This window comes from Frankia sp. R82 (genome assembly GCF_023716925.1).
In the GTDB taxonomy this organism is placed as follows: Bacteria; Actinomycetota; Actinomycetes; order Frankiales; family Frankiaceae; genus Frankia.
In genome coordinates, this window is sequence record NZ_JAMQQG010000285.1 from 1 (window position 1) to 24,461 (window position 24,461).

Below are 24,461 nucleotides of genomic sequence, written 5' to 3' on the forward strand. Positions count from 1 at the left end.
GACGGTGCGGCGGCGGCGCTCGGGGTGGCCCGGCGGCGCCCGGAGCCGGCCGGCGCGGCCAGCGTGATCTACACCTCGGGGTCGACCGGACGGCCGAAGGCGGTCGTCGGTACCCACCGTGGTCTGGCCAACCTGTTCGGTTCGCATGCCGTCGACCTCGTCGCCCCGGCGCTGCGCGCCGCCGGGCCAGAGCGGGACGCCCTGCGAGTCCTGCACGCGGCCTCGTTCAGCTTCGACGGCTCGTGGGAGCCGCTGCTGTGGCTGCTCGCCGGGCACGAGGTACACGTCGTGGACGAGCGGACCGCCCGCGACGCCGCCGCCCTCGTCGCCCACCTCGAGCGGATCCGCGTCGACGTGCTCGACCTGACCCCGACCTACCTGCAGGAACTGATGAAGAACGGCTTCCTGCGCCCGGACGGCCACCGGCCCGGCGTGCTGCTCGTCGGTGGCGAGGCGACTCCGCCACCGCTGTGGGAGCAGCTGCGCGCGATCCCCGGGATGGCCGTGCACGACCTGTACGGCCCGACCGAGTACTCCGTGGACGCCTACGGCTGGCACAGCACCGGCGACGCAGCCGGTACAGCCGGCGCCGGGGCAGCCGGGACGGCCTGGGCGGCGCCGATCGCCAACACGCACGCCTACCTGCTGGATCCGGCGCTCGAACCGGTCGCCGACGGAGTGCCCGGTGAGCTGTACCTGGCCGGGCCGGGCCTGGCCCGTGGCTATCTCGGCCGGCCGGAGCTGAGTGCGGGCCGGTTCGTCGCCGACCCGTTCGGCGCCGCGGGTGAGCGGATGTACCGCACCGGGGACCTCGCCCGCCGCCGTCCGGACGGCTCGCTCGCGTTCCTCGGCCGCGGCGACGACCAGATCAAGCTGCGAGGCCTGCGCATCGAACTCGGCGAGATCGAGCGGGCGCTGGAGGCGGCGCCGGACGTCCGCCAGGCCGCGGTCTGCCACCGGCCGGACGCCCCACCCGCGCTGCAGCTGGTCGGCTATGTCGTACCCGCCGAGGTCGTAGCCGCCGAGGTCGTACCCGCCGAGACGGCGACCGCCGTGGCCACGGCATTGGGCGAGACGGCCCGGGACCATGTCAGCCGCGTGCTGCCCGGCTACATGGTGCCGCAGGCGGTCGTCGTCCTGGACCGGCTGCCCCGCACGACCAACGGCAAGCTGGACCGTGCGGCGCTGCCCGAACCGGTCGCCACCGCGTCCACCGCCGGCCGCCGGCCGCGGGACGCGCGCGAGGGGCTGCTCGCCGAGCGGTTCGCCGCCGTCCTCGGCGTCGACCGGGTCGGCGTCGACGACGACTTCTTCACCCTCGGCGGCCACTCGCTGCTGGTGATGCGGCTGTGCGCGGCGATCCGGGCCACCTTCGGCGTGGAGATCACCCCCCGGGCGGTCTTCGAGGCCCCGACGGTCGCCCGCCTGGCCCGTCGGATGGACACCGCCGGCGCCGCCCGGCCGGCGGTGGGTCGCCGCATCCGCCCGCAGCAGCTGCCGCTGTCCCACGCCCAGCAGCGGATGTGGGTGCTCGGCCAGCTGGAGGGGCCGAGCCCCACCTACAACATCCCGCTCACCTGGCGACTGACCGGCCCGCTTGACCTCGCCGTCCTGCGCACCGCCGTGGACGATGTGGTGGCCCGGCACGAGGCGCTGCGCACCGTGTTCCCCGCCCTCGCCCCGGAGGGCGAACCGGTCCAGCGCATCCTCGATCCGGCGCAGGTACACGTCCCGTTCGAGGTGATCGACCGGACGGCGCCGGCTCAGCCCGGGCCGCAGGATTCGGAGCTCGCGGACCTGCTGGTGGCAGCGGCGGCCCACCCGTTCGACCTCGAACGGGAGGTACCGATCCGGGTGACCGTCGTGCGCCGCACGCCGACGCTGCACCTCGCCCAGCTGCTCATCCACCACATCGCCGCGGACGAGGGCTCCGACCTGCCGCTCTCGCGTGACCTGTCGACGGCCTACCGGGCCCGGGCTGCCGGCGGCGCCCCGGACTGGGCGCCGCTGCCCGTCCAGTACGCCGACTACGCGCTGTGGCAGCGTGACCTGCTCGGAGACGAGTCCGACCCGACCAGCCCGGCGGCGGTGTCCCGGCGGTTCTGGCGGGCCACGCTGGCCGGCCTGCCCGTCGAGCTTGCGCTGCCCACCGACCGGCCGCGCCCCGACGAGCCGACCCACGCCGGCGGGATCGTCACGGCATCCATCGACGCGGACCTGGTCACGGCGCTGCGTGCCCTCGGCCGGGAGCATGACGCGAGCCTGTTCATGGTCGTGCGCAGCGCGGTCGCGACGCTGCTGCACCGGCTGGGCGCGGGCGTCGACGTGCCGATCGGCACACCCGTCTCCGGCCGGGTCGACGCCGCCCTGGACGACCTGGTCGGGTTCTTCCTCAACACCCTGGTGCTGCGCACGGACCTGTCCGGCGACCCGTCGTTCGCCGACCTGCTCGGCCGGGTCCGGGCCGCTGACCTGGCCGCCCTCGACCACCAGGACCTGCCGTTCGACCGGGTGGTGGATGCGGTCAACCCGCCGCGGCTGCTGGCCCGGCACCCCCTGTTCCAGGTGATGATCGTCTATCTGGCGGCGTCCGACGTCGCGGACGGGCTGGACCTCGCCGCCGCGATCGGCCAGCCCGAGCCGGTGCGCCGGGCCACCGCGAAGTTCGACCTGTCCTTCGACGTCGTCGAGCGGCACCCGGACGCCGGTGGCGGCCTGACCATCGGCGTCGCCTACAGCGACGACCTGTTCGACCGCGCCACCGCCGAGCGGCTCGCCGCCTGCCTGCGCCACCTGCTCGCCGCACTGGCCGACGCCCCCACCGCACCGATCGGTGCCCTCGAGGTCACCGACGATGCCGGCCACCCGGTGGTCTTCCCCACCCGGCAGCTCGCCGCACCGATGCTCGAGCGTCCCATCGACACCGCTGGGACCGCTGCGGCAGAGACCGAGGCCAGGATCGGTGCCGAGGCCGGTGTCGGCGTCGAGGGACCGCCGAGCCGGCGGGCGGCGGCGAACGAGATCGAGTCGGTCCTGGTCACGACGTTCGCGTCGGTGCTTGGGGTCGACGAGGTCGGCGTCGACGATGACTTCTTCGCCCTCGGCGGCGACAGCATCGTCGCGATGCGGCTGGTCACCCGCATCCGCGCCGCCGGGTTCACCGTGACCCCGCGGCAGCTGTTCGGCCATCGCACCCCGGCGACCCTCGCCACCGTCACCCGTCGCCGCGCCGTCCGTCCGGCGCGTCCCGCTCCTCCCGCCGCGGAACGCGCCGCCCACCCGGACACGTTCGCAGCCGGCACCTCCGCCAACGGCACCTCCGCCGGCACCGGGTCTGCTGGCGCCGGGACGGGCGGTGAGCAGGTGCTGCCGCCGACGCCGGCGTTGCAGTCCGCGCGGGGACGCGACGAGCGGACCGGGTCGCGGCCGGCGTTCGCGTCGTTCACCTCACCGGTGCTGCTGCGCACGCCGGCCAGGCTGGACCTCGACACCCTGGTCGCGGGGCTCGCCACGGTCATCGACCGGCACGAGGTCCTGCGGGCCCGGCTGGTGCGGGTGGCCGGGGCGGGGGCCGACGGCGGCCCGGCCTGGTCGCTGGCGATCGCCGCACCCGGCAGCGTGGACGTGCCCAGCCTGGTCCGCCGGGTCGACGCGACCGAGTTCGCCGCAACCGTCGGCCACGATGCCGGCCACGATGCCGGTTTCGGCAGCCGCAGCGGGCTGGCGATGCTGGCGGGGCTCGCCGCGACGACCAACGCCGAGATCGACCCGGACCGCGGCCGGATGCTGCGTGCCGTCTGGCTGGACGCGGGCACCGCGGCGCCCGGTCGGCTGCTGCTGATCATCCACCATGCCCTGATCGACGGGGTGTCCTGGCCGGTCGTGCTCGAGGATCTGGCCACGGCGGTCACCGCGCTGCGCGCCGGGGCGTCCCCGGATCTCGCGCCCGTCGCCGTCGCGTTCGGTGACTGGGCCCGCCGTCTCGACGCCCGGGCCCACGATCCGCGCACCGAGGAACGCCTGCCGTTCTGGCAGGACCTGCTCGCCGGTGCCACCCCGGTCACCTGGTCGTCCGCCGTGCCCGCGGCGCCGGACCCACCGCCGGCTGGGTCGGCTGGGTGGTCCGGGTCGTCCGGGTCGTCCGGGTCGGCTGGGCCGTCCGAAGGAGCAGTGGCAGTGAGCGTGCCGCCGGCACGGGCCACGGCGCTGCTGTCCACGGTGCCGGCCGCGCTCGGTATCGGCGTGGACGAGCTGCTGCTCGCGGCGCTGTCGCTGGCCGTCGCCGAGCAGACCCGGCCGGACGCCACCGGCCGGTCGGGGCTCGTCGTCGCGATGCAGGCACACGGCCGCCAGGAGCATCTCGTTGACGACGCCGATCTGACCCGGACGGTCGGCTGGCTCGCCGAGATCCACCCGTTCCTGCTTGAACGGTCCGGTGCCGACGACGGCGACGAGAACCTCGACGGGACGGTCGCGCGGGTGCGGGCGCTCATGGCGCAGATCCCCGACGGCGGGACCGACTACAGCATGCTGCGCTACCTCAACCCGCGCACGGCGCCCCAGCTCGCGACCGCGGCGGCTCCCACGATCTACCTGAACTACGTGGGGCGGCTGACCCGCGGCCAGGTCACCGACTGGTCGGTCGCGGCCGAGGACGAGGCGCTGTTCGCCGACTGGAACGCGGACCAGCCCGACCCGTTCCCGCTGAGCCTGATCGTGCGGGTCCTCGACGGTCCGGACGGCCCCGAGCTCACCGCCCGGTGGACCACCGGCGACGGCGCACCGCCGGCCGCCGTCGTGTCCGCTCTGGCCGCCGCCTGGCAGCGGGCCCTCGACGCTCTCGCCGACCGCGCCGGCCGCCTGGGGACGGCACCGCCCGCGCCCTGACCTGCCAGCCGATGAGGCCGAAGAGGCCGATGAGTCCGAAGAGAGAGAACCAGTGCCAGATCCGACGCGATCCCTGGGGGAGACCATGGCCAGCTCGTCCGACGCCTACCGTGAGTCCGTCCAGGATCTGACCCTCGGACCGCTGCCCAGCTGGGGCACCGACTGCGTCCGCACGATGATCGACACGCTGACGTCCACCGACGAGCTGTTCCCCTGCGTGTTCGCCGTGGCCGCGGCCAACCGCGGCGGCCTGCGGTTCGGCTTCGTCGACGACCTCGACGACTCCCGGACCTGGTCGGTCCTGCCGGACATCCTGGCCACCTACCTGGCCGTCTACCAGGGGATCTCGCGCAACACGTCGCTGGTCGTGTTCTTCGGCTCCGGCCGGGACGAGGCCCGGGACGGGGCCCGGGACGAGGCGGCGCGGGTGCTGGACAAGGCGCGGGCCCGCGACATCCTCGCCTACGAGCAGCGGTTCTGGTCGCTGCTGCAGTACCTGCACGACGGGGACGGCGAACCCTGGCCGTTGGACGTCCCGACCGACACCGACGATGCCGGCTGGGAGTTCAGCTTCCGCGGCTCCCAGCTCTTCGTCGTCTGCAACACGCCGGCCCACCAGCGGCTGCGCAGCCGGAGCAGCCCGGTCTTCACCATCACCTTCCAGCCGCGCTGGGTCTTCGAGGGCCTCGAGCCCCACACCCCACGCGGTGCGGCCGCCCGCCGGACGATCCGCGCACGGCTGCGCACGATGGACGAGGTCGACTCGACCCCGTTGCTCGGCGCGTTCGGCGACCCGGCGAACCGGGAGTGGAAGCAGTACTTCCTGCGCGACGACGCAACGGTCGCCGACGGCTGCCCCTTCCTCGCCAGCCGCCGTCCGGCCGGTGTGACCAGACCCGTGCAGGTGACCGCACGGCCGGCCGCGGTGCCGACGTCCGTGCCGCTGGCCACGTCCACGGCGGGTGTGGGGGTGACGGCCGGAGCGGAGCCGTCCGCCCGGCTTTTCACGGTGGTCGTCAACGCCGAGCAGCAGTACTCGGTGTGGCCGGCGGGACGGGCCAACGCGCTCGGCTGGTTCGACACGTCCGTCACCGGAACGCGGGAACAGTGCCTGGACAGCATCGCGGCGACCTGGTCGGACCTGCGCCCACGCAGCCTGCGCCGCCGGATGGCCGGCGCGGCGGACGCCACGGTCAGGGACACCGGAACCCGCGCCGGCGCCGGCGCCGGCGGCCAGCCGCTACTGCCCATGACGACCATCGAACGCGCATCGGTCTCGGCCCCCTCCGCCTGACGGCCGGGGCGCCACCCCGTGCATGTTCACCGTGAGACACGGTCATCGTGAAACCGAAGGGAAACCCTGGCGATGGTCGCGAACCCGCCCCACTCCGTGTCGCCGCCGGACGGCACATCCCGGCCGGACCGGGCGCCGCTGTCGGGCGCCCAACGCCGGTTCTGGTTCCTGCACCAGCTCGACCCGACCGGCCACACCCATCATCTGACGCTCGGCCTGCGCCTGACCGGGCCGCTGGACGTCGTCGCCCTCACCGCCGCGCTGCATGACGTCGTCGACCGGCACGAGATCCTGCGCACCGTCTACCCGCCGGACGCGGTGGGGGAGCCGACGGCGCTCACCCTCACCCGGCTCGGCGTCGACCTGCTGACCGTCACCATCCGTGACCTTTCCGTCGACCTGCGGGCTGCCGCGGCAGCCGGTGCCCCACTGGACGCCACCGCCCAGGTTGACCCGATCGACCTCATCGACCCGACGGACGAGGGGGCGCTGCGGGCGGTGCTGGCCGCGTTCGAGCAGAATCCGATCGAGATCACCGACGAGATTCCGCTGCGTGCCCAGCTCGTCCGGGTCGGCCCGAACGACCATGTCCTGCAGCTGGTGCTGGCCCGGATCGCCGGTGACGAACCCAGCTTCGAGATTCTGCTCACCGACCTCGCCGCCGGCTACGCGGCCCGGTGCCAGGCCCGGCGGGCCGAGCTCGGCCCGCCGTCGGCCCAGTACGTCGACCACGCCCGGTGGGCGGCCACCGCCGAGCGGCGTGCGGAGGTCGCCGACCAGCTTTCCTGGTGGCGCGAGGAGCTCTCCCCGCCGCCGCCTCCGCTCGTCCCCGCCCTCGCCGGCGGATCACCCGCAGTCAGTGGGACCGGCCCGATCGGCCCGACCGATGTGGGCGGGGTGGCGGCGGGCGGGCGCGTCACGGTGCAGCACCGGGTGACCCTCACCCCCGAGGTCACCGGGCGGCTGCGGGCCCTGGCCGCCGCCCGCGGGACCGAACTGTCCGAGGTGCTGCTCGCCGCCGGGATCGTCCTGGCGCACCGGTGCACCGGCCAGTCGGACATCGCCGTCGGCACCTGCCTGCCGGGCCGCGACCGGTCCGGGTCCGCCGATGTCGCTGGCAACTTCGACAACCTCGTCGTGCTGCGCACCCGGGTGGACGCCCAACAGACCTTCGGCGATCTGGTGGACGTGGTCCGCGAGCGCGCCCGGGCCGCCCGGGCTCACGGGGACGCCCCGTTCGACGAGGTGGTCCGCGCGGTGCGCGGCGAGACCGCCGGATTCGGCTCCTCGGCCGGGCGCCTGGTGTCCGCCGCCGCCCGCGGCACCGCCGCCCTCGGCACCGCGGCCGGTGGGGGACTCGTCGACGTGCTGGTCGGCTACCAGCCCCGGCTGCCCGGGGAGGTCACCCTCGAGGGTCTGCACGTCGAACCGCTGCGGCTGCGCACCGGCGGCGCCGGCCTGCCGCTGGCCCTGCTCGCCGAGGACGACGGCAACGCCGCGCCCGGCACGCCCGGCACGCCCGGCACCGTCACGCTGACCGCCGTCGTCGACACCGGTGTGTTCGCGGCCGCCGACGCCGAACGGTTCGCCGGCCGCCTCGCCCGGCTGTGCGAGCAGATCGACGCCGCAGCCGTCCTCGGTGAACTCGACACGATGACCGCCGCCGAACGTCACCTGGTCGTCGACGAATGGCCCAGTGGACGGGCGGACCCGCTGGTCGACCGCTCGCTCACCGCCCTCGTCGCCGACCAGACCCGCCGAACCCCGAACGCCGTCGCCGTGGTCGCGCCTGGCGTCACAGCCCCTGGCGTCACAGTCCCTGGCGTCACAGTCCCGGCGGGCTGCGCGCTGCCAGGCGCGGCCGTCATGCTCACCTATGCCGAGCTCGGACGGCGGGCCGAGGCGGTGGCCGCGGTGCTGCGTGACACCGGGGTCGGCCCCGAGACGACTGTCGGAGTGTGCGTGCCACGGTCGGCCGCGCTGATCGTCGCGTTGCTCGGCGTCCTGCGGGCCGGCGGTGCCTTCGTCCCCCTGGAGCCGTCCTGGCCGGCGCGCCGGATCGCCGAGGTCGCGCAGAACGCCGAGATCACGGCCGTCATCACCGCCGCGGACACCCCGGCCTTCGCCGGTGCGCCCGCCGCCGTCCTGCGACTCGACCTCACCGGCCGACTCGACCGTCCCGACAATGCCGACAATGCCGATGGTGCCGATGGTGCCGATGGTGCCGCCCGGACGGAAACGGTTCCGCGGAACACCGTGATCGCCGGCTCCGACGGGGACGCGGATGTGGACGCCGAGCCGGGCGTCGACCTGGAGAACCTGGCGTACGTCACCTTCACCTCGGGATCGACGGGGGAACCGAAGGGGGTGATGATCCGGCATCAGGCGATCTGCAACCGGCTGCGCTGGCAGGTCGACCTGCTCCGGCTGACCGGGGACGACGTCGTGCTGCACCGCGCGCCGCTCGGCCTTGACATCTCGATCAACGAGATCTTCCTGCCGCTGGTCGCCGGGGCCCGCCTCGTCGTCGCCCCGCCGGGAGCGGAAAGCGATCCCGGTGCGCTGCTGGAGATCGTTCGCGCACATGCGGTCACGTTCTGCTATGTCGCGACGTCCATGCTCGAGGCGATGCTCGACCATCCGGGCGCAGCGGCGGCGGGACGGTCGCTGCGCTACGTCTGGTGCGGCGGCGAGACGATGGACGACGAGCTCTACCGCCGCTTCCGCGAACGATGGAACGCCTGGATGTTCCACGGCTACGGGCCCGCCGAGGCGACGATCGGCGTGTCCTGCCGGGTGTTCGAACCGGCGACGGCAGCGGCCCATGTGACGATCGGACGGCCGAACCCGAACACCCAGCTGCGGGTCCTCGACGCCGACTACCACCCGGTGCCGGTCGGCATGGTCGGCGAGCTGTTCGTCAGCGGCTTGCCCCTGGCCCGTGGCTACCTCGGCGACCCGCGCCGCACCGCCGACCGGTTCGTCCCCGACCCGTTCGGCACGGCGCCGGGCAGCCGGATGTACGCCACCGGCGACCTGGCCCGTTTCCGCGCCGACGGGGAGATCGAGTTCCTGGGCCGCGCCGACACCCAGGTGAAGATCCGCGGCTTCCGGGTCGAGCTCGCCGAGATCGAGCACGTGCTCGGCCGTCATCCCGGTGTGCGCCAGGCCGTCGTTGTGCTCACCCACGGTGGCGGCGCCGCCAGCGGCGCTGGCAGTGGCCTCGGAGCCGACGAGTCGGGCGGCGACGAACTGCGCGCCTACTGGACGCCCGACCCCACCGCCGCCGTCCTGCCGGATGCAGCGGACCTGCGGGAATGGCTCGAACGGCGGCTGCCGGGACACATGGTGCCGGACGTGTTCGTGGCCGCCGCGGGTCTGCCGCCGACGTCCGGGGCCCGCACCGAGCACGTCGAGCCCGCCCCCGGCCTGCAGCGGCAGATCGCCGACGTCTGGTCCCAGGTGCTCGACGCCACCCGGGTCGGTGCCCGGGACGACTTCTTCGCCCTCGGCGGCCACTCGCTGCTGCTCCCCCAGGTCCAGGCCCGGCTCGGCCGTGAACTCGGCCGCCGGGTCCGACTCGCCGAGCTGTACGCACACACCACCGTCGAGGATCTCGCCCGCTGCCTGGGCGCCAACCCGGCGGCCGCAACCGGCGCCCCCGCCGGAAACCACCCCCGCCGGAAGAGGATCTGATGACGGCCGACAACGCCACGACCCTGCCCGATCCGACCACCCCCCTGGCCGCCGACCCACCTCCGGTCGCTCCGGCGCCGGATCCGGCTGACCTGGCCGGCCAGGTGATCGCGGCCCAGCACGGGTCCGACGCGCATGCGCTGGTCCGGTCGTTCGCGACCAACCCGGCGTTTCGGGCGGCGCAGTGGGAGGAGCTGACCACCGAGGGCAACCCGTGCCGGCGGCCCGTCCGCCCGGCGGACCTGACCTGGCTGAACTACGCCGCACCGCTGCGCGGCGACCAGCTGCTGAAGCTCTCCGGCCTGCTCGGCCACCGGATGCTGCGCAACATCTACGACGCCGACCTGCTCTACCTGCCGGCGCGGCGCAGCGATGCCGCCGACCGGGATGCCGCCGACTTCTACCACCCGGACAACCGGCTGCGCGGCGCCCTGGCCCGTCCGGTGCTCGAACGCCATCTGTTCTCGTTCCTCGAACCGCAGCGACCCGACCTGGCGACGACCACGCTCGACGCGGTGCGCGCCGAGCTGCACGGCTACTGGGAGCAGCGCCGCGACCATCCGGGGGACGCGTTCGTCGTGCTGCGCGGCACCCGCGACCGGCGGGAGGCGACGACGTTCGCGTTGCTGCAGCTGGCCGCCTACCTGCCGGCCACGCGCAACGCGACCGCCCGGGCGGCGCTCGGCGAGTACGACCTCGCCCAGCCGTCCGCGCGGGCCCTGCTGCTCGACGACTACCGCCGCTGGGCGAGCGACGGGCCGGCCTGGGCGGCACTGCTCGCCTCCGCCGGGCTCACCACGACGGTCGGCGCCTACTGGCAGCTCTACCTGAACACCTCCCTGGCCCGGGGCAACCACCTGCACCAGCTGTCCCGTGCGCCCGAACGGCATGCCGAACTGCTCGGCGCCTACGTCCACCAGCGCATCGACGATGCCGCTGTCGCCGGGGTCTGGGCCGACGCGGTGGAGGAGGCCTTCGGTACCCGCCCGGCCCTGTTCACCCCGGACGGGGCGCCGGCGGTGACACCCGCGGCGCTGGACGAGCTGGTGAACGCCCTGCTCGCCCCGCTGCTGACGGTGGGGGGTGAGGACGCGGTGCGGGCCTTCCACGGCGGGTTCGCCGACGCCGCCCATCTCGCCCGCCGCCACGACCGGGATCTCGCCGAGCAGCTCGCCTGGGCGGACGCGATCGATGAGCACAAGGCCAGGGCCGAGGCGATCAACGCCTACCTGGCCAACGAGCGGATCGAGGTCGATCTGGACACCTTCGTCGAGTCCTGCGACGAGACGTCCACGACCCACGTCCACGACGAGCACCGCCTGGTGATGATCGAATCCGGGGACATGCACTTCTGGAACAACGTCACCCACAAGATCTCGCTCAGTGACGGCGACAAGATTCTGATCCCCAGGTCCAGGCTGCACGGCTCCACGGTGCTGTCCGGCTCCTGCACCTACCACCAGCCGATCATCCCCGACGAGATGTACGCCCGCTTCTGATCCGGCCTGGGGGCCGGCCTCGCGTCCCCCGCCGGTCCCGATCCGCTCCGCCCGCGCTGTCGTGCCCGCCCTCGCCGTCCTGCCCTGCCGGTGCCGTCCTGGCTAGTACGGAAGGTAACCACATCTCCGGACAGGGATGTTAGGTAAGGTTTCCTTGCATAGGTAAACCTTACTTGCTAGCGTCCCCTTCGACCGCCTCTGTCTGGGACGTCGCCCTGGAAACGTGCTGCTCAGAGGCAGGCGGTGTGGTCTGGGTCGGTGTCCGGCGCGCGGGACGGTCCGCGGCGCGGACGCTGCCACCGCCGACGCCGACGTGGAACAGAGGGGAGTGGCTGTGCAGCTGAGCGTCAAGGGCTCCGCTCCATGACCAGGGCCGACGCCGCGGGGGCGGGTGCCGCTGCCGGCGGGCCGGAGACCCTGGCCTACTGGAACGACTACAGCGCACCCCGCTCCACCACGACCGTCGTCGCGATGTTCGCCGACCAGGTGCGCCGCCGCGCCGACGAACCGGCACTGGTCGCGCCGTCCACCGGCGAACAGACGGTCCGGCTCACCTATGCCGAGCTCGGCACGCGGGTGTTCCAGCTGGCCCGCGCCCTGCGCGCCCGCGGCCTCGGCCCGGAGGACGTCGTCGGTATCCGGCTCGCCCGCTCGGCCGAGATGGTCGTCGCGGTGCTCGCCGCCGTGGTCGCCGGCGGCGCCTTCGTCCCCGTCGAACCCGCCTGGCCCGAGCAGCGCCGCCGCCGGGTGCTCACCGACGCACACACCCGCCTCGTCATCACGACCGCGGATGCTGGCGCTGCTTCTGCTGGCGGCGCTACCGCCGGTGGCGGGGCGGTCGAGGTCGACGGGGTGCCGGGCGTCGTGGTGGAACTGGCGGCCTGGGCGTTCGGCGACGAGTCGGCCGCGCCGCTGGACCTGCCGATCCCGGGCGACGGGCTCGCCTACATCATGTTCACCTCCGGATCGACCGGAGCGCCCAAGGGCGCGATGATCCGCCACGACGCGATCGCCGAGCGGCTGCGCTGGCAGATCGAGGACCTGTTCGACTTCGGCCCGCAGGACGCCGCCCTGTTCAAGGCCCCGCTGTCGTTCGACATCTCGATCAACGAGATCCTGCTGCCGCTGGTCAGTGGCGGCCGGCTCGTCGTCGCCGAGCCGGACGGCGAGCTCGACCCGGGCTACCTGCTCGACCTCATCGCCGACGAACAGATCACCTTCGTCTACCTCGTCTCGTCGATGCTGGATGTTCTGCTCGAAGCCGCGCAGGACACCACCGACCTCGACTCGCTACGCCACGTCTGGTGCGGCGGGGAGGTGCTCTCACCTGCGCTGTTCACCCGGTTCCGGGAACAGCTCGACACCGCGCTCCACCACGGCTACGGCCCGGCCGAGACCACGATCGGCGTCTCACACGTCGTCTACCGGGATTCGGCCGCGCGGCTGGCCGCGTCGATCGGACGGCCGAACCCGCACACCCAGCTGCACGTCCTCGACGAGGGCCTCACTGCCGTGCCGGACGGCGAGGTCGGTGAACTCTACGTCGCCGGCTTCCTGCTCGGACGGGGATATGTCCACAACGGCGGGCTGACCGCGGCGCGGTTCGTCGCGAACCCGTTTGCCACCGACAGCACCCGGATGTACCGGACCGGGGATCTCGCCCGCTGGAACAGCGCCGGGTGGCTCGAGTTCGTCGGCCGCGCCGACAACCAGGTGAAGGTCCGCGGGATGCGCCTGGAGCTGGAGGAGGTCGAGGCGGCGCTGGCCACCCACCCCCGGGTCCGCCGCGCGGCGGTGGTGCTCTCCCGCGAGGGCGCCGCTCCCCACCTGCTCGCCTTCGTCGTTCCCGGCACCGAGGCCACCGAGGCCACCGAGGCCACCGAGGACGCCGCCGCCGTGCTGGCTGACGACGTGCTGGCCCACTGCGCCCGGCTGCTGCCCCAGTACATGGTGCCGAGCGCGGTCAGGGTGCTCGACACGCTGCCGGTCACCCCCGGAGGAAAAGTCGATCGTCGGGCCCTGATGCCGACCTGACCGCGATCTGCCCAGTCCTCCGACCGCAGTCCTCCGACCACAGTCCTCCGACCACAGTCCTCCGACCGCGGCCGCGCGCTCGCGACAAAAGGAAACGAGACAGCAGTGCGAAAGAAAGCAAAGGTTCTTGCCGCGTTGTGGATGGCGATCGCGGCTCTGGCCATTGCGGCCGGCTGTGGCAGTAGCAGCGGCAGCGAGGATGGCGGGACGGCCTCGGCGGGTACGTCACCGGGTACCTTCCCGGTCACGTTGACGAACAAGTTCGGCAGCACGACCATCAGGTCCGCACCCAGGCGCATCATCGCCCTGAGCTTTGAAGAGGACACCCTCGCCACGCTCGGCATCACGCCGATCGCCCATGCGAAGGACGGCTACGGCGCGGACGGCGATTTCCCCTGGTTGAAGGGCAAGCTCGACCTGTCCAAGAGCACCGGTCTCGAGGTCAGCGGTGACCTCAACCTCGAGCAGATCGCCGGGCTGCACCCCGACCTGATTCTTGCGACGAACTTCTACAACCTGGCCGACTACTACGACCGGCTGTCCAGGATTGCGCCCACCGTCGGCTACACCGAGGATGCCGGGATCGCGACCTGGCAGGAGAACAGCACCCTGATCGGCAGGGCCGTCGGCCGAGAGGCAGACGTCCAGAAGGCCATCGCCGCCACCCAGAAGGTCATCGACGGGGTGAAGTCCGGCCTGCCGGGCCTCGCGGGCAGGACGTTCAGCTACTCGTACTACTACGAGCCGGGTGGCCTCGCGGTCATCGACGACCCGGAGACCGTCTCCGTCCAGCTCTACTCCGACCTCGGCCTCACACTCGCCCCGGGGGTGACGGCGAACGTCAAGGACCGCTCGCTCAGCATGGAGAAACTCGACGCTCTCGACGCCGACTTCGTGCTCATCGGCTACGCCACCCCCGCACTGAAAACCGAGATGAACGCGAACAAGCTGTTCGCCGACATCCCCGGAGTCCGGGAGGGCCGCGTTCTGCAGGTCGACGCGTTCACCGCCGGTGTGGTCAACAACCCGACCATCCTGAACATCCCGTGGCAGCTTGACCGGCTCAAGCCGACCCTGACCAGGGTCTCCGCCGGCAGCTGATCCACCGATCCCGCAATCACACACAACCCCGTAATCGCCAGGGGCACTTGGTCCCGTGACTCTCCGGGGTCTTGACTTTTCCGGGTCTTAACTTTTCTGGCCCCGGGCTTTCCTGGCTCCGGACGAGGGTCGGCCGGTCTCCGGATGACCGCCCGATCCTCCTCCGGCACTACCGCCCGCGCGACGCAGGCCACCACCATGCGCCGCGCGAGCTTGCTTTGCGTCAGAAACGGGTCGGTCGGGGTAACACGATCCGGAATATTCGGACGGAATCCGGCGGCACTCCCGGGTATATCTTCGCCCGGGTGCTTCCCCGCCGGCTCCGGCAGGCGGACCATCGTTTCATGACGCTGACCTACGGGGTGCCGAGTCGCTGCGACATACCCACCGTCGTCACCTCGCGGCTGATCCTGCGGGGCTGGCGGCCCGAGGATCTCTCTCCGTACGCGGCGATGAACGCCGACCCGGAAACCATGCGTTATCTTGACGGCCCCTTCGGGGTGGACGCCACCGAACGTCTGGTCACCCACCTCATCGGCATGTGGGCGCTGCGCGGCCATGGCATGTGGGCGGTCGAGGAACGCGGCAGCGGCGAGTTTCTCGGCCGCGCTGGTTCCTACATAGCGCAGGGCTGGCCCGGCATCGAGGTCGCTGTGTCCATCCGCCGCGACCACTGGGGGATGGGCCTTGGCACCGAGGCGATCCGCGCCTCCCTGGACTTCGGTTTCGAACGACTCCCCGTCGACGAAATGATCACCTCGACGCACCGGGAGAACGTGGGCATGAACAGCATCGCCCACCGCCTCGGCATGACCTTCCGCGGTGTCGCCGACGTCGGCCCCTGGCGCGCCAGCAACGTCTATGCCATCACCCGCAGCGAATGGTGTGCCCGCCAGACGGCGGCTTCGGCGGCCTCGGCCGAGGCCGCATTACAGCATGTTCGGCAGAGCGGCCCTTCGTCGGATGAGTGCGCACCGGGTGGGTGTGCGCCGGTCGAGCGCCGTCACGGCGAGCAGATGTCGCGAAAGCGCACTCCCGGCAGGTAGTACCGCCACGACGACGCATCCAGCCCACCGCCCGTACTGCGGCAGGCATAGGGCACGATCGTCCGTGCGACAAAGCGATCGACCGCGGCGAGATCCCACAGCCGGATCGTCCCGTCATTGGCCCCGGAGGCCAGCACCTTCCCGTCCGGCGAAAAGGCAAGCGACAAGGGTGAAAGGACATGCCCGGCCAACGGCTGTCCGATGGGTTTCAGCCTCGGCCAGGTGGCCGGATCGCTGCTGCCCCGTGGCCGGCCGAGCGAATCCGCGTCCGTCGCCCACAACCGCACCCCACGGCCAGCATCGGCGCTGGCCAGAATTCTGCGGTCGGGGGAGAACGCCGCCGCCCGCACCGCACCGGTGTCGATGTCGGCTTTGGCGATCCCCGGCTTTTCGGCGCCGCAGCAGATCCGCACGGTGAGCGCTCCCGTCGCCGGACCCGGCCCCGCGTCACCCTCGGCCGTCTGCCGATCGTCCTGCTGCGCGCCGCCGGCCGGTGCGGCCTGGCTGATGGGCGTGATCTGCCCGAGCCGGGCATCGGCCTGAATCCGGCGGTCAGGGGACGGCACGAGCAACGGGCCGAACACCCCGGCATCCGTGGCGCCGACGGCGCCACCGTCCGGAAGGCTGCTCGTGCTGCTCGTGCTGCTCGTGCTGCTCGTGCTGCTCGTGCTGCTCGTGCTGCTCGTGCTGTATGGGCCGGTGGAGGTGGCGAGTCGGGGCGCGGCCAGGGTGGTCAGATCCCAGGTGAGCGTGATGCCGATGGAGTCGACCGCGGTCAGGCCCTGGCCGTCGGCGGTGAACCGGACCGCGGTGACGGGTCCGTGCAGTCCGGTCAGGGGATCGCCCAGCGCCTCGGACTCGTCGTCGTGCAGTCGCCAGAGCCGCACCGCCGCATCCGCCGCACCGGCGGCGAGCACGATCTCGCCACGACCGGTACGGACGAACGCCAGGGCTGTCACCGGGGCGCCGACGGTGATGACGCCGGTCGGGTCGGCCGCGAGACTTTGCAGGAGGCTCTCCTGGCTGGCCAGGTCGGGATGGACGCTCGCGGCGGCCAGGGCGAGTCGCAGCGCCTTCACCCGGTCGGTGGCTCGGGTGTCGTCCGCGGCGGCCAGCAACGAGTGTGCCAGGGTGGCGATCCTCGCCTGGTCGGCGCCACGCTGGGCGTCGCGGGCGTAGACGGTCTGCACCCCGGCGAGCGTGGCGCCGGTCAGGGCCACCGCCAGCGCGGTCGACAGCAGGCTGATGGTCCGCCGCCGGCGGCGACGGACCCGGCGGGCCTCGTCCTCGGCCTGCTGGTTGCAGGCGGCGAGGAACTGGCGGCCGGCCCGGTTCAGGTTGACGACGGGCTCGGTACCCTTGCCGAACTGACTGTGCGCGCCCCACAGAGTCGTCGTGGCTCCGATGAGCCGGTCGGCGTCCCACAACGGCCCACCCCGGGCCCAGGCGGCGGCGGCTCGTTCCACCTGCCCCTCGGCGAACAGCGCCTCCTCCTTGTCCCGGATCACCGAGTCCAACGGCTGCCAGGCTGTCAGCAGCGCCTCGTGCACCACGCCCACCGCGGTGGTGCCAAGGCTCTCCCCCGGAGTCGACAGCAGCCGCTGTTCGACGAAGATCCCGAACGCCGTCCGCAGCGCATCCGACGACAACTCCTCGAAGTCGACCCGGCGCCGGGTCCGCCGGCCCGCCTCGTCGATCGTGGCGAGCTCCGCCATGCTGGCGAGAATCGCCTGGCGTGGCAGCCCGGCCGCTTCCACCGCCTGCTCCAGCACCGCATCGGCCCGGCTGGCCAGCGCGCCGCGCACCCCGCCAAGCTGGTCGTACCGCGCCGCCGACAGCACGTCTCCGCGCGAGAGGCCACGGGCCAGCTCCTCCAGGGTGAACGCCAGCAGCGGTAGCGCATCGCCGGCCTCGGTGTCCTCCACCATCCGGCTGACCAGCTCCGGCGCCACCCGCAGCCCCGCCACCCGCGCCGGCTCGGTGATCACCACGCTGAGCATCTCGCGGGCCAACGGACGCAGCGGGAACGTGTGCAGGCTCGCATTCCGCAGCTCCGGCACGGCGAACCACTGGTCCTGAAACTCCGACCGCACCGCCACCACCACCCGCACCGGCCCCGAGAGTCCCTCGGACAGCAGCGTGGCGAACTGCGAACGGGCCTGCGGCGTCGTCCGGGTGAACAGCTCCTCACCCTGGTCCACGACGATCAGCAGCCGGTCCCGAGCCGGCCCGGAGCCCGCCTCCAGCAGCTCCTCGGTGATCGACGCGAGCGCCCCCGACTCCTCCCGCAGCCGACGGTCGACCTCGGCGGCCGTCCACAGCACACCCACCGAATCGGCGGCGTTTGTCAGCGCCAACGCCAACTTGTGGGTCGGATCGCGACCGGGCACGAACGGCTGGGCGATCACCCACCCCGGCTCCTCACTGAACCGTGCCGTCAGCCCAGCACTGACCAGCGACGACTTTCCGCACCCCGACCCGCCGACGACCAGCAGCAGCCGACGGTCGCTCAGGGCCCGCAGCCGGTGCGCGAGCCGGCGCAGCTCGTCGTCCCGGCCGTAGAAGACCCGAGCCATGTCCCGGGTGAACGGCCGCAACCCCGGAAACGGTGACCGTTCCCACGCGCCCCGCCCGCCCGCCGCATCAATGCGCCGCAACGCCACATCCAGATCTTCCGCCCATTGTGGATTGTCGACGGCCACCGCGTACTGCCGGTCGGCCAACAACGGCGAGGACGCCTCCGGCTGCGCCCGCAGCGGTACCAGCAGGCTGCCCACCTCGTGCGCTATCCCGATTTCGTACGCGCACCACGGCGAGGCGTTGTAGGCATCCGTGAGCACACAGACAACCGCGTCGGCGGCCCGAAGCTCCTGATGCAGACGTTCCTTCCAGAGATCACCCGGCGGGATTCCCTCCCGGATGTTGCGGGCCAGAAAAACCTGATGCTGGTGCTCGGACAGCCTCCCGTGAACCTCGTCGGCCAACTTCCCGTCGGCGCTGGCGTGGCTGACGAAGATTCGCGCCACTGCACATCTCCAAGAATCGCCGTTTACCGTGAGCCACGCCGCCCGCATCCGCTCCGGTGCTCGCGGTCGTACCCGTGTCTGTATCTGCCGTCCGTCGGAGCCGCGTCATCTCGACCATGCGCCGTCCGGACCTGCCTGCCGCACAAGAATATGGGTATCGGCCGTCCGCTCTCGTTGCACCCCCCGTACGAACCTGTACGGACCTGTCGTCCAGCCGAATCCGGCACACCATCCCGCGCTCGATCGGTGCCCCCGCTCGATCGGTGCCCCCGTCCGATTCGTAGCCCTGTCCGATCTGCACCCGCGTCCGATCTGGGCGGGAATTGAACCACGTTCATGGTCCGTACCCCGGAAAATCGCCGAACCGTGAACGTCCAACGCCGAGAACGTGCCCATTCGATGGCGAGATGGTGAACGTCGGGTGATGGGGTTCGGTCGGCCTGTCTGCCAGGCACAGGCGGAGGCTTATTCGTCTTTCGTCCCGGCGGAAGGATTCATCCACCCCACCAGGCCACCGACGGCGGCAACGGCCTGCGGCGGCGATGTCGGTCGTCGAGACCACCGCGACGGGGTGGCGCGACCTCGGAGAGTGCCCATCGGACATCGGAGGGCAACAATGGGTGGCGGTGCATGCCGGCCGGCGACCGCCTGGCGGGCCAGCCACAGCCGCCGGCTGTTGCGCGTCGCCGCGGACAGTGCGGGTGACGGGGACCCCCGGTGGGAAGCACACCGGATGGACGTCGGCGGCCCACTGCGCGATCGCGATTCGTCCGAGAACGTCACCTGAACGACACCTGCACCTGCGAATTGCCCGCTACACGGGCACGTGTCCCGCTCGGGCGCCGCCAACGCGACCGGAATTCGGCGGTCCGGTCGCGCAGCCGGACGGCGTTCGTGGCATGCTCGGAATCCGATGGCGAAGGGGCGCGTCACCCAGTCCGTGCTGTGAGGGCAGGACGGTGGGGCGACGTCCTTGATGGCGGTCGCCCGTTTCGGCGGGATACGGCCATCGGCGCCGTTGTCGTGGCGGTATTACCGTCGTGGCTGACCCTGAGTCCTCATCGTGGAGGTTCGTTGTGAAGCGTGTCGGTGCGATCGTTCTGCTGGTTGCGCTCGTGGGTGGCGGTTTCCTCTTCCGGCGGCAGCGCGGCAAGCAGGACGCGTAGTTTCGTCCCGCTACCAGCGGGATTCTTTCTTCCGCGCCCGGCGCGGTCCCTGCCCCTGTGCTGTGCGGGGTGTCCGTGGTCGTGGGTGAGGACAGGGCGGTCCGTCCGTGCACAGATTTGATGCTGACACGGCCGATCTGCTGCGGGCGGTCTTCGACGCCACCCGGTTGCGGCTCGGGTTCGACCAGGTGCCGCTGGACGGGCCGGCCGCCCCGGCGGATCTTGCCGCGCGGGTCGGGCAGACCATCACCGCAGGCGGGCTCGGCGGCCGGCGTGCGCTGGAGCTGTTCGACGAGGTGCTGGCCCGGGCCTGCATCTCGGCGGACCATCCGCGCAATCTCGCCTTCATTCCGGCCGCGCCGACCAGATCATCGGTGATGTTCGACCTGCTGGTCGGCGCGTCGTCCATCTACGGCGGAAGCTGGATGGAAGGCGCCGGCGCGGTGCACGCCGAGAACGAGGCGCTGCGCTGGCTGGCGGATCTCGCCGGGCTGCCTGCCGGAGCCGGCGGCGTGTTCGTTCCCGGCGGCACGGTGGGCAACCTGTCGGCGCTGGTCGCGGCGCGCCATGCCGCCCGCGTCCGGTTGATCGCGGCCGGCCGGCCGCTGCCGTCGACGTGGCGGTTCGTCTGCGGTGACGAGGCGCACTCGTCGCTCTACCAGGCCGCCGCCGTGCTTGACGCGGAGATCGTCCCCATCTCCACCGGTCCGGACGGCCGCCTGACCGGCCCGCTGCTCGCCGCTGCCCTGGACCGGCTCGCCCGCGAGTCCGCCTCGGATGACAGCGTGGGCCTGGGTGGCGAGGCGGCGGGTCGGGATGCGGCGTCGCTGGGGGTGTTCGCCGTGGTGGCGACGGCGGGGACGACCCAGTTCGGGACGGTCGATGACATCCGGGGCATCGTCGACGTCGCCCGCACCCATGACCTGTGGGTGCATGCCGACGGTGCCTACGGGCTCGCGGCGCTGGCCGCGCCGTCCGCCCGTGCGCGCTTCGACGGCATCGCCGATGTCGACTCGTTCATCGTCGACCCGCACAAGTGGCTGTTCGCCCCGTACGACGCCTGCGCCCTGCTCTACCGGGACCCCGCCCAGGCCCTCGCCGCGCATGGACCGCAACGTGCCGGCTACCTCGAGGTACTGGACTCGGCCGCCAACTGGAACCCGTCCGACTATGCGGTCGGGCTGTCGCGGCGGGCCCGTGGTCTGCCGTTCTGGTTCTCGCTGGCCACCCATGGCACCCAGGCCTACGCCGACGCGATCGAAACCACTCTGACCACCACCCGGGCGGCCGCCGCGCAGATCGCCGCCCGCCCCGAACTCGAGCTCGTCCGGGAACCGGAACTGTCCGTCGTGGTCTTCCGCCGCCGCGGCTGGACGGAACCCGACTACCACCGCTGGAGTGGCGGCCTGCTCCGCGCGGGCTTCGCCTTCACCCCCCCGACCTGCATAGACGGCGAAACCGTCGCCCGTTTCGCGATCATCAACCCCCGCACCACCTCCGAGGACATCGCCGCCATCCTGTCGACGATGCTCTGAGACGGATGCCCTGACCCGCTCCGCAACGCGCTGCGGGCGGCGCGGGAACGGATGATCCGTCCCGCGCCGCCCGAGCCATGCTGCTCGTGGTCGGGATCGACCACGAGCCTGGTGAGTTAGTTGCCGACGGTGAAGCGGCGGTTGCGGTTGCGCGGGTGCTCGATCTCGTCGATCACCGCGATCGCGAAGTCCTCGGTGGAGATGCCCATCTGCCCCTTGGCGTCGACCACCGGACGGTCGTTGCCGGTCCGGTAGGCGCCCCGGCGCTGGCCACGCCCGAAGTTCTGCGGCGGCGGGGCGATCGCCGCCCACCGCACACCCCGGGCACCCCGGTAGGCGTCGAGGGCGTCGACCTGGTCGAGCGCGTCCTTGCGCTCGGCGGCGGGGAAGTCGGAGATGTCGACGAGGCGCTGCCCGTTCTCGTCCTCCAGCGTCCCCGCGCTCGACACGTGCACGACCAGCGGCGCAGCCTCGCCGAGCCGCGGCAGCACATCGACGAGGGTGCGGGCCGCGTTCGCGTGCACCGGGCGGTCCACCCCACCGACGGCGACGACGACGGCGTCCGCGTCCTGGGCCAGCCGCTGCACGGTGTCCCGCGACGTGACATCTCCCTCGACGGCGTTCGCCTTCCGCGCGAGCTTCTTCACCCGGGTGGCGTCCACCTCGACCGCGGTGACCTCATGCCCCCGCTTGATCGCCTCGTCGGTGACGCGACGCCCGATCTGACCCGCGGCACCAAAAACCACAATCCTCGCCATGCCATTGCCTCCGACTCGCCGGTAGCGCAACTGATGGATAGTCCTGCGATCCGTTCGACGTGCTGCTCGTGCTGCTCGTGCTGGCGGTGCTGGTTCGCGTTCCTTTTTCGTCCTTCGTCCTGGGAGAAGGCGGCCGGCGCGCCGTTGAGCCGACCGCCATGGTCAGCAGCGCTTGCTCACTGTCCGCGGAAACTATGCTCACGCTCCGCATCGCCCGGCAAGTTGACGTCGGCACCTTGCATGTCGCAGCCACCCTCGCTCGCCCGGAGCGGGTAGCTGCCTGAGCTCGTAGGCGGATCCGCCCACGAGCGATGCGGCCGGTGCCAGGGGAGTGCCACGTTGACGGTGCAATAGTGGCTGCCGGGCAGCGCACCCGGTCGCGCCGCTGTCTCGGTGGGCCGTCGAGGGCCGTCCGATCCCTGCTCGTCGAGCCCTTGATCGTGCCCTGTCGAGGGGTGGCGAAGGCGTCGAACGATGGCATGGACAGCCTGCGTGACGAACGGGGCGCCGTGGGCGACGGCTACGCCGAGCCGCCAGTGCCGCGGGAACGGCCTGCGCTCTGCTTGGCTGATGGGCGGTGGAGGTGGGATTTGAACCCACGGAGGGGTTGCCCCCTCACACGCTTTCGAGGCGTGCGCCCTCGGCCACTAGGCGACTCCACCGTAGGTGAGCCTACCGGACGCGCCGGGCATGTGGTTCAGCGGGGCCGGCCGGGATGTCATCCCAGGCCCGACCGGCCAGATCCCGAGCCGCGCCCGGGCCGAATCCCGGTGGAACGGGGCAGGTGGGGGGACCGCCCCTGGCGCGCCGTCCATGAACGCTCCGGTTGTGGCCGAGCGCCAAGCGCCGAGGGCGACCGCGGGAACACCATCCGGGGCGACAGGGCGGCTATCCGTCGCCGGCGATCGACACCTGCCAACTGGCATGACACACCGTGACCAGAACAGCCTCGCAGGCCGAGGCAATCTCGGGCGTGTCGATCAACGTGGTCCTTCTACAGGGGTCAAACCGAAATTTTGTCCGTTTCATCCCTATGGAAGGACCCATCTGTCCCCACCAGACCGCCGACGCCGACAACCGCCCGTGACAGCAGCGCTGTCGGCCGCCGAGGCCAGCCCGCCGGGGCGACGTGACCTCGGACGGTGCCCGGACAACATCGAAGAGCAGCAACGGCTGGCACCCCACCGGCCAACGGTGACCTGGCCGGCCGACGACAGCCCGCCCGTCCGGCCGCTACTACCAGCCCGGCCAGCTACCAGCGTGCTGTCCACGGACAGCCACGGAAAGCTACGGACGGCGCGCTAGCGGATGGTGGCGCGGCGGCGGGTGGTGAAGAAGTCGGTGAGGAGGGTGGTGCATTCGGGGGCGCGGATGGCGGGGATGACCTCGGGGCGGTGGTTGAGGCGGCGGTCGCGGACGACGTCCCACAGGGAGCCGACGGCGCCGGCTTTGTCGTCCACGGCGCCGTAGACGAGGCGGGCGATACGGGCCAGGACGAGGGCGCCGGCGCACATGGTGCAGGGTTCGAGGGTGACGACCAGGGTGGTGCCGGCCAGGCGCCAGGAGCCCAGGGCCCCGGCGGCGGCGCGCAGGGCGATCACCTCGGCGTGGGCGGTGGGGTCGCCGTCGCGTTCGCGGGCGTTGTGGCCCGTTCCGAGCACGGTGCCGTCCGCGGCGAGCACGACCGCGCCGACCGGGACGTCGCCGGAGGCCAGCGCCAGGCGCGCCTGGTCGAGCGCCAGGCCCATCGCGGCCTCGTGACCGTCGACCCGGCCCAGGCGTTCCGCGGAACCGTGCCGCCCGGAAGGGGTGGGGGGTTCCGCGGAACCGGGTCGTTCGGTGGGGAGACCGGGGTCAGCCACGGGCGTCGTCGAAGATCTCCCCGGCGCCGGCGCGTTCGCTCAGGGCACTGATCAGGTCGGCGGGGAGCATGCCCTCCTCGCCGATCAGTTCGAGCAGGGCCTCCTCGGAGGTGCCGAGGTCGGCGAGCAGGTCGAGGTCGCCGACGGGGGAGGCCTGCAGCAGGGCGGAGGCGTCGTCGTCGTCCTCGTCGTCGTCCTCGGTGGTCAGGCCGGCCATGGATGGGAGCGCGTCGGAGAAGAGGCGCTCGGCGAGGTCGGAGCTGACCAGGGCGCGGCGGTCGGAGAGGAAGACCTTGGGGTCGTGGTGGTCATCGCCCAGACGGACGACGGCCAGGTACTCGTCGTCCTCCTCGAGGAACGCGACGACGGTGCCGTCGCCGAAATCGCGCATGGCGTCGGCGAGGGCGTCGAGGTCGTCGAGGTCCGCGGGGTCGAGCTCGTGCACGGACCAGTGGCTGTGTTCCCGAGCGATCGCGATTGCCTTCGTGGTCACGGTGTGCCCTCACGTCCCTTCTGCGACCGGTCGGTGCTCGACCGGCCAACACCCACCCGACGGG

The 24,461-nt window shown here is 72.3% G+C and carries 13 protein-coding genes and 1 tRNA gene; 9 read left to right on the plus strand and 5 right to left on the minus strand.

Annotation, left to right across the window (positions count from 1 at the left end; translation table 11 throughout):
- From ND747_RS21510 to ND747_RS21540, 7 genes are all read left to right on the plus strand, one after another.
- Positions 1-4,887 (plus strand): condensation domain-containing protein (locus ND747_RS21510; RefSeq protein WP_251735804.1); only part of this gene is annotated, 4,887 nt, incomplete at its 5' end.
- 85 nt (positions 4,888-4,972) lie between these two features.
- Positions 4,973-6,181, plus strand: a complete 1,209-nt coding sequence (locus tag ND747_RS21515) for a YqcI/YcgG family protein (RefSeq protein ID WP_251735806.1) — start codon at positions 4,973-4,975, stop codon at positions 6,179-6,181.
- A 72-nt stretch (positions 6,182-6,253) separates the two neighbouring features.
- Entirely contained in the window at positions 6,254-9,877 is a 3,624-nt protein-coding gene (locus tag ND747_RS21520) for an amino acid adenylation domain-containing protein (protein WP_251735807.1), read from the plus strand.
- A complete protein-coding gene (locus ND747_RS21525) occupies positions 9,877-11,376 on the plus strand; it encodes a peptide synthetase (RefSeq protein WP_251735808.1) in 1,500 nt (499 codons plus the stop codon). Before ND747_RS21520 ends, ND747_RS21525 begins: the two co-directional genes overlap by 1 nt.
- A gap of 363 nt (positions 11,377-11,739) precedes the next feature.
- Entirely contained in the window at positions 11,740-13,410 is a 1,671-nt protein-coding gene (locus ND747_RS21530; protein WP_251735809.1) for an amino acid adenylation domain-containing protein, read from the plus strand.
- Positions 13,411-13,515: 105 nt separating this feature from the next.
- Complete coding sequence (locus ND747_RS21535) at positions 13,516-14,511, plus strand: iron-siderophore ABC transporter substrate-binding protein (RefSeq protein ID WP_251735810.1); 996 nt, start codon at positions 13,516-13,518, stop codon at positions 14,509-14,511.
- A 344-nt stretch (positions 14,512-14,855) separates the two neighbouring features.
- Positions 14,856-15,557 (plus strand): GNAT family N-acetyltransferase, encoded by a 702-nt coding sequence (locus ND747_RS21540; RefSeq protein WP_374216290.1) that lies wholly within the window; start codon positions 14,856-14,858, stop codon positions 15,555-15,557.
- Here the strand turns inward: ND747_RS21540 and ND747_RS21545 are convergent.
- Positions 15,515-18,583 carry a TIR domain-containing protein gene (locus tag ND747_RS21545; RefSeq protein WP_251735811.1) on the minus strand — a complete coding sequence of 1,023 codons (3,069 nt, stop codon included), beginning with the start codon at positions 18,581-18,583 and terminating at the stop codon, positions 15,515-15,517. The genes ND747_RS21540 and ND747_RS21545 overlap by 43 nt on opposite strands.
- Positions 18,584-19,856: 1,273 nt before the next feature.
- Here ND747_RS21545 and ND747_RS21550 point away from each other — a divergent pair.
- Complete coding sequence (locus ND747_RS21550; protein ID WP_251735812.1) at positions 19,857-21,284, plus strand: aspartate aminotransferase family protein; 1,428 nt, start codon at positions 19,857-19,859, stop codon at positions 21,282-21,284.
- A 116-nt stretch (positions 21,285-21,400) separates the two neighbouring features.
- Here the strand turns inward: ND747_RS21550 and ND747_RS21555 are convergent, their stop codons facing one another.
- The gene (locus tag ND747_RS21555) at positions 21,401-22,042 is read right to left on the minus strand and encodes an NAD(P)-dependent oxidoreductase (RefSeq protein WP_251735813.1); all 642 of its coding nucleotides are present in this window, start codon (positions 22,040-22,042) and stop codon (positions 21,401-21,403) included.
- A gap of 59 nt (positions 22,043-22,101) precedes the next feature.
- On the opposite strand from ND747_RS21555, the gene ND747_RS21560 reads away from it, so the two are divergent.
- On the plus strand, positions 22,102-22,326 hold the full coding sequence (locus ND747_RS21560; protein ID WP_251735815.1) for a hypothetical protein: 225 nt from the start codon (positions 22,102-22,104) through the stop codon (positions 22,324-22,326).
- Between the two features lie 291 nt (positions 22,327-22,617).
- Here the strand turns inward: ND747_RS21560 and ND747_RS21565 are convergent.
- The 3 genes from ND747_RS21565 to ND747_RS21575 all read right to left on the minus strand — a co-directional run bounded on the left by ND747_RS21565 (position 22,618) and on the right by ND747_RS21575 (position 24,397).
- Positions 22,618-22,704: transfer RNA gene (locus ND747_RS21565), tRNA-Ser, on the minus strand.
- A gap of 639 nt (positions 22,705-23,343) precedes the next feature.
- A complete protein-coding gene (tadA, locus tag ND747_RS21570; protein WP_251735866.1) occupies positions 23,344-23,790 on the minus strand; it encodes a tRNA adenosine(34) deaminase TadA in 447 nt (148 codons plus the stop codon).
- A 106-nt stretch (positions 23,791-23,896) separates the two neighbouring features.
- The gene (locus tag ND747_RS21575) at positions 23,897-24,397 is read right to left on the minus strand and encodes a tRNA adenosine deaminase-associated protein (protein WP_251735816.1); all 501 of its coding nucleotides are present in this window, start codon (positions 24,395-24,397) and stop codon (positions 23,897-23,899) included.
- Positions 24,398-24,461 lie beyond the last annotated feature (64 nt).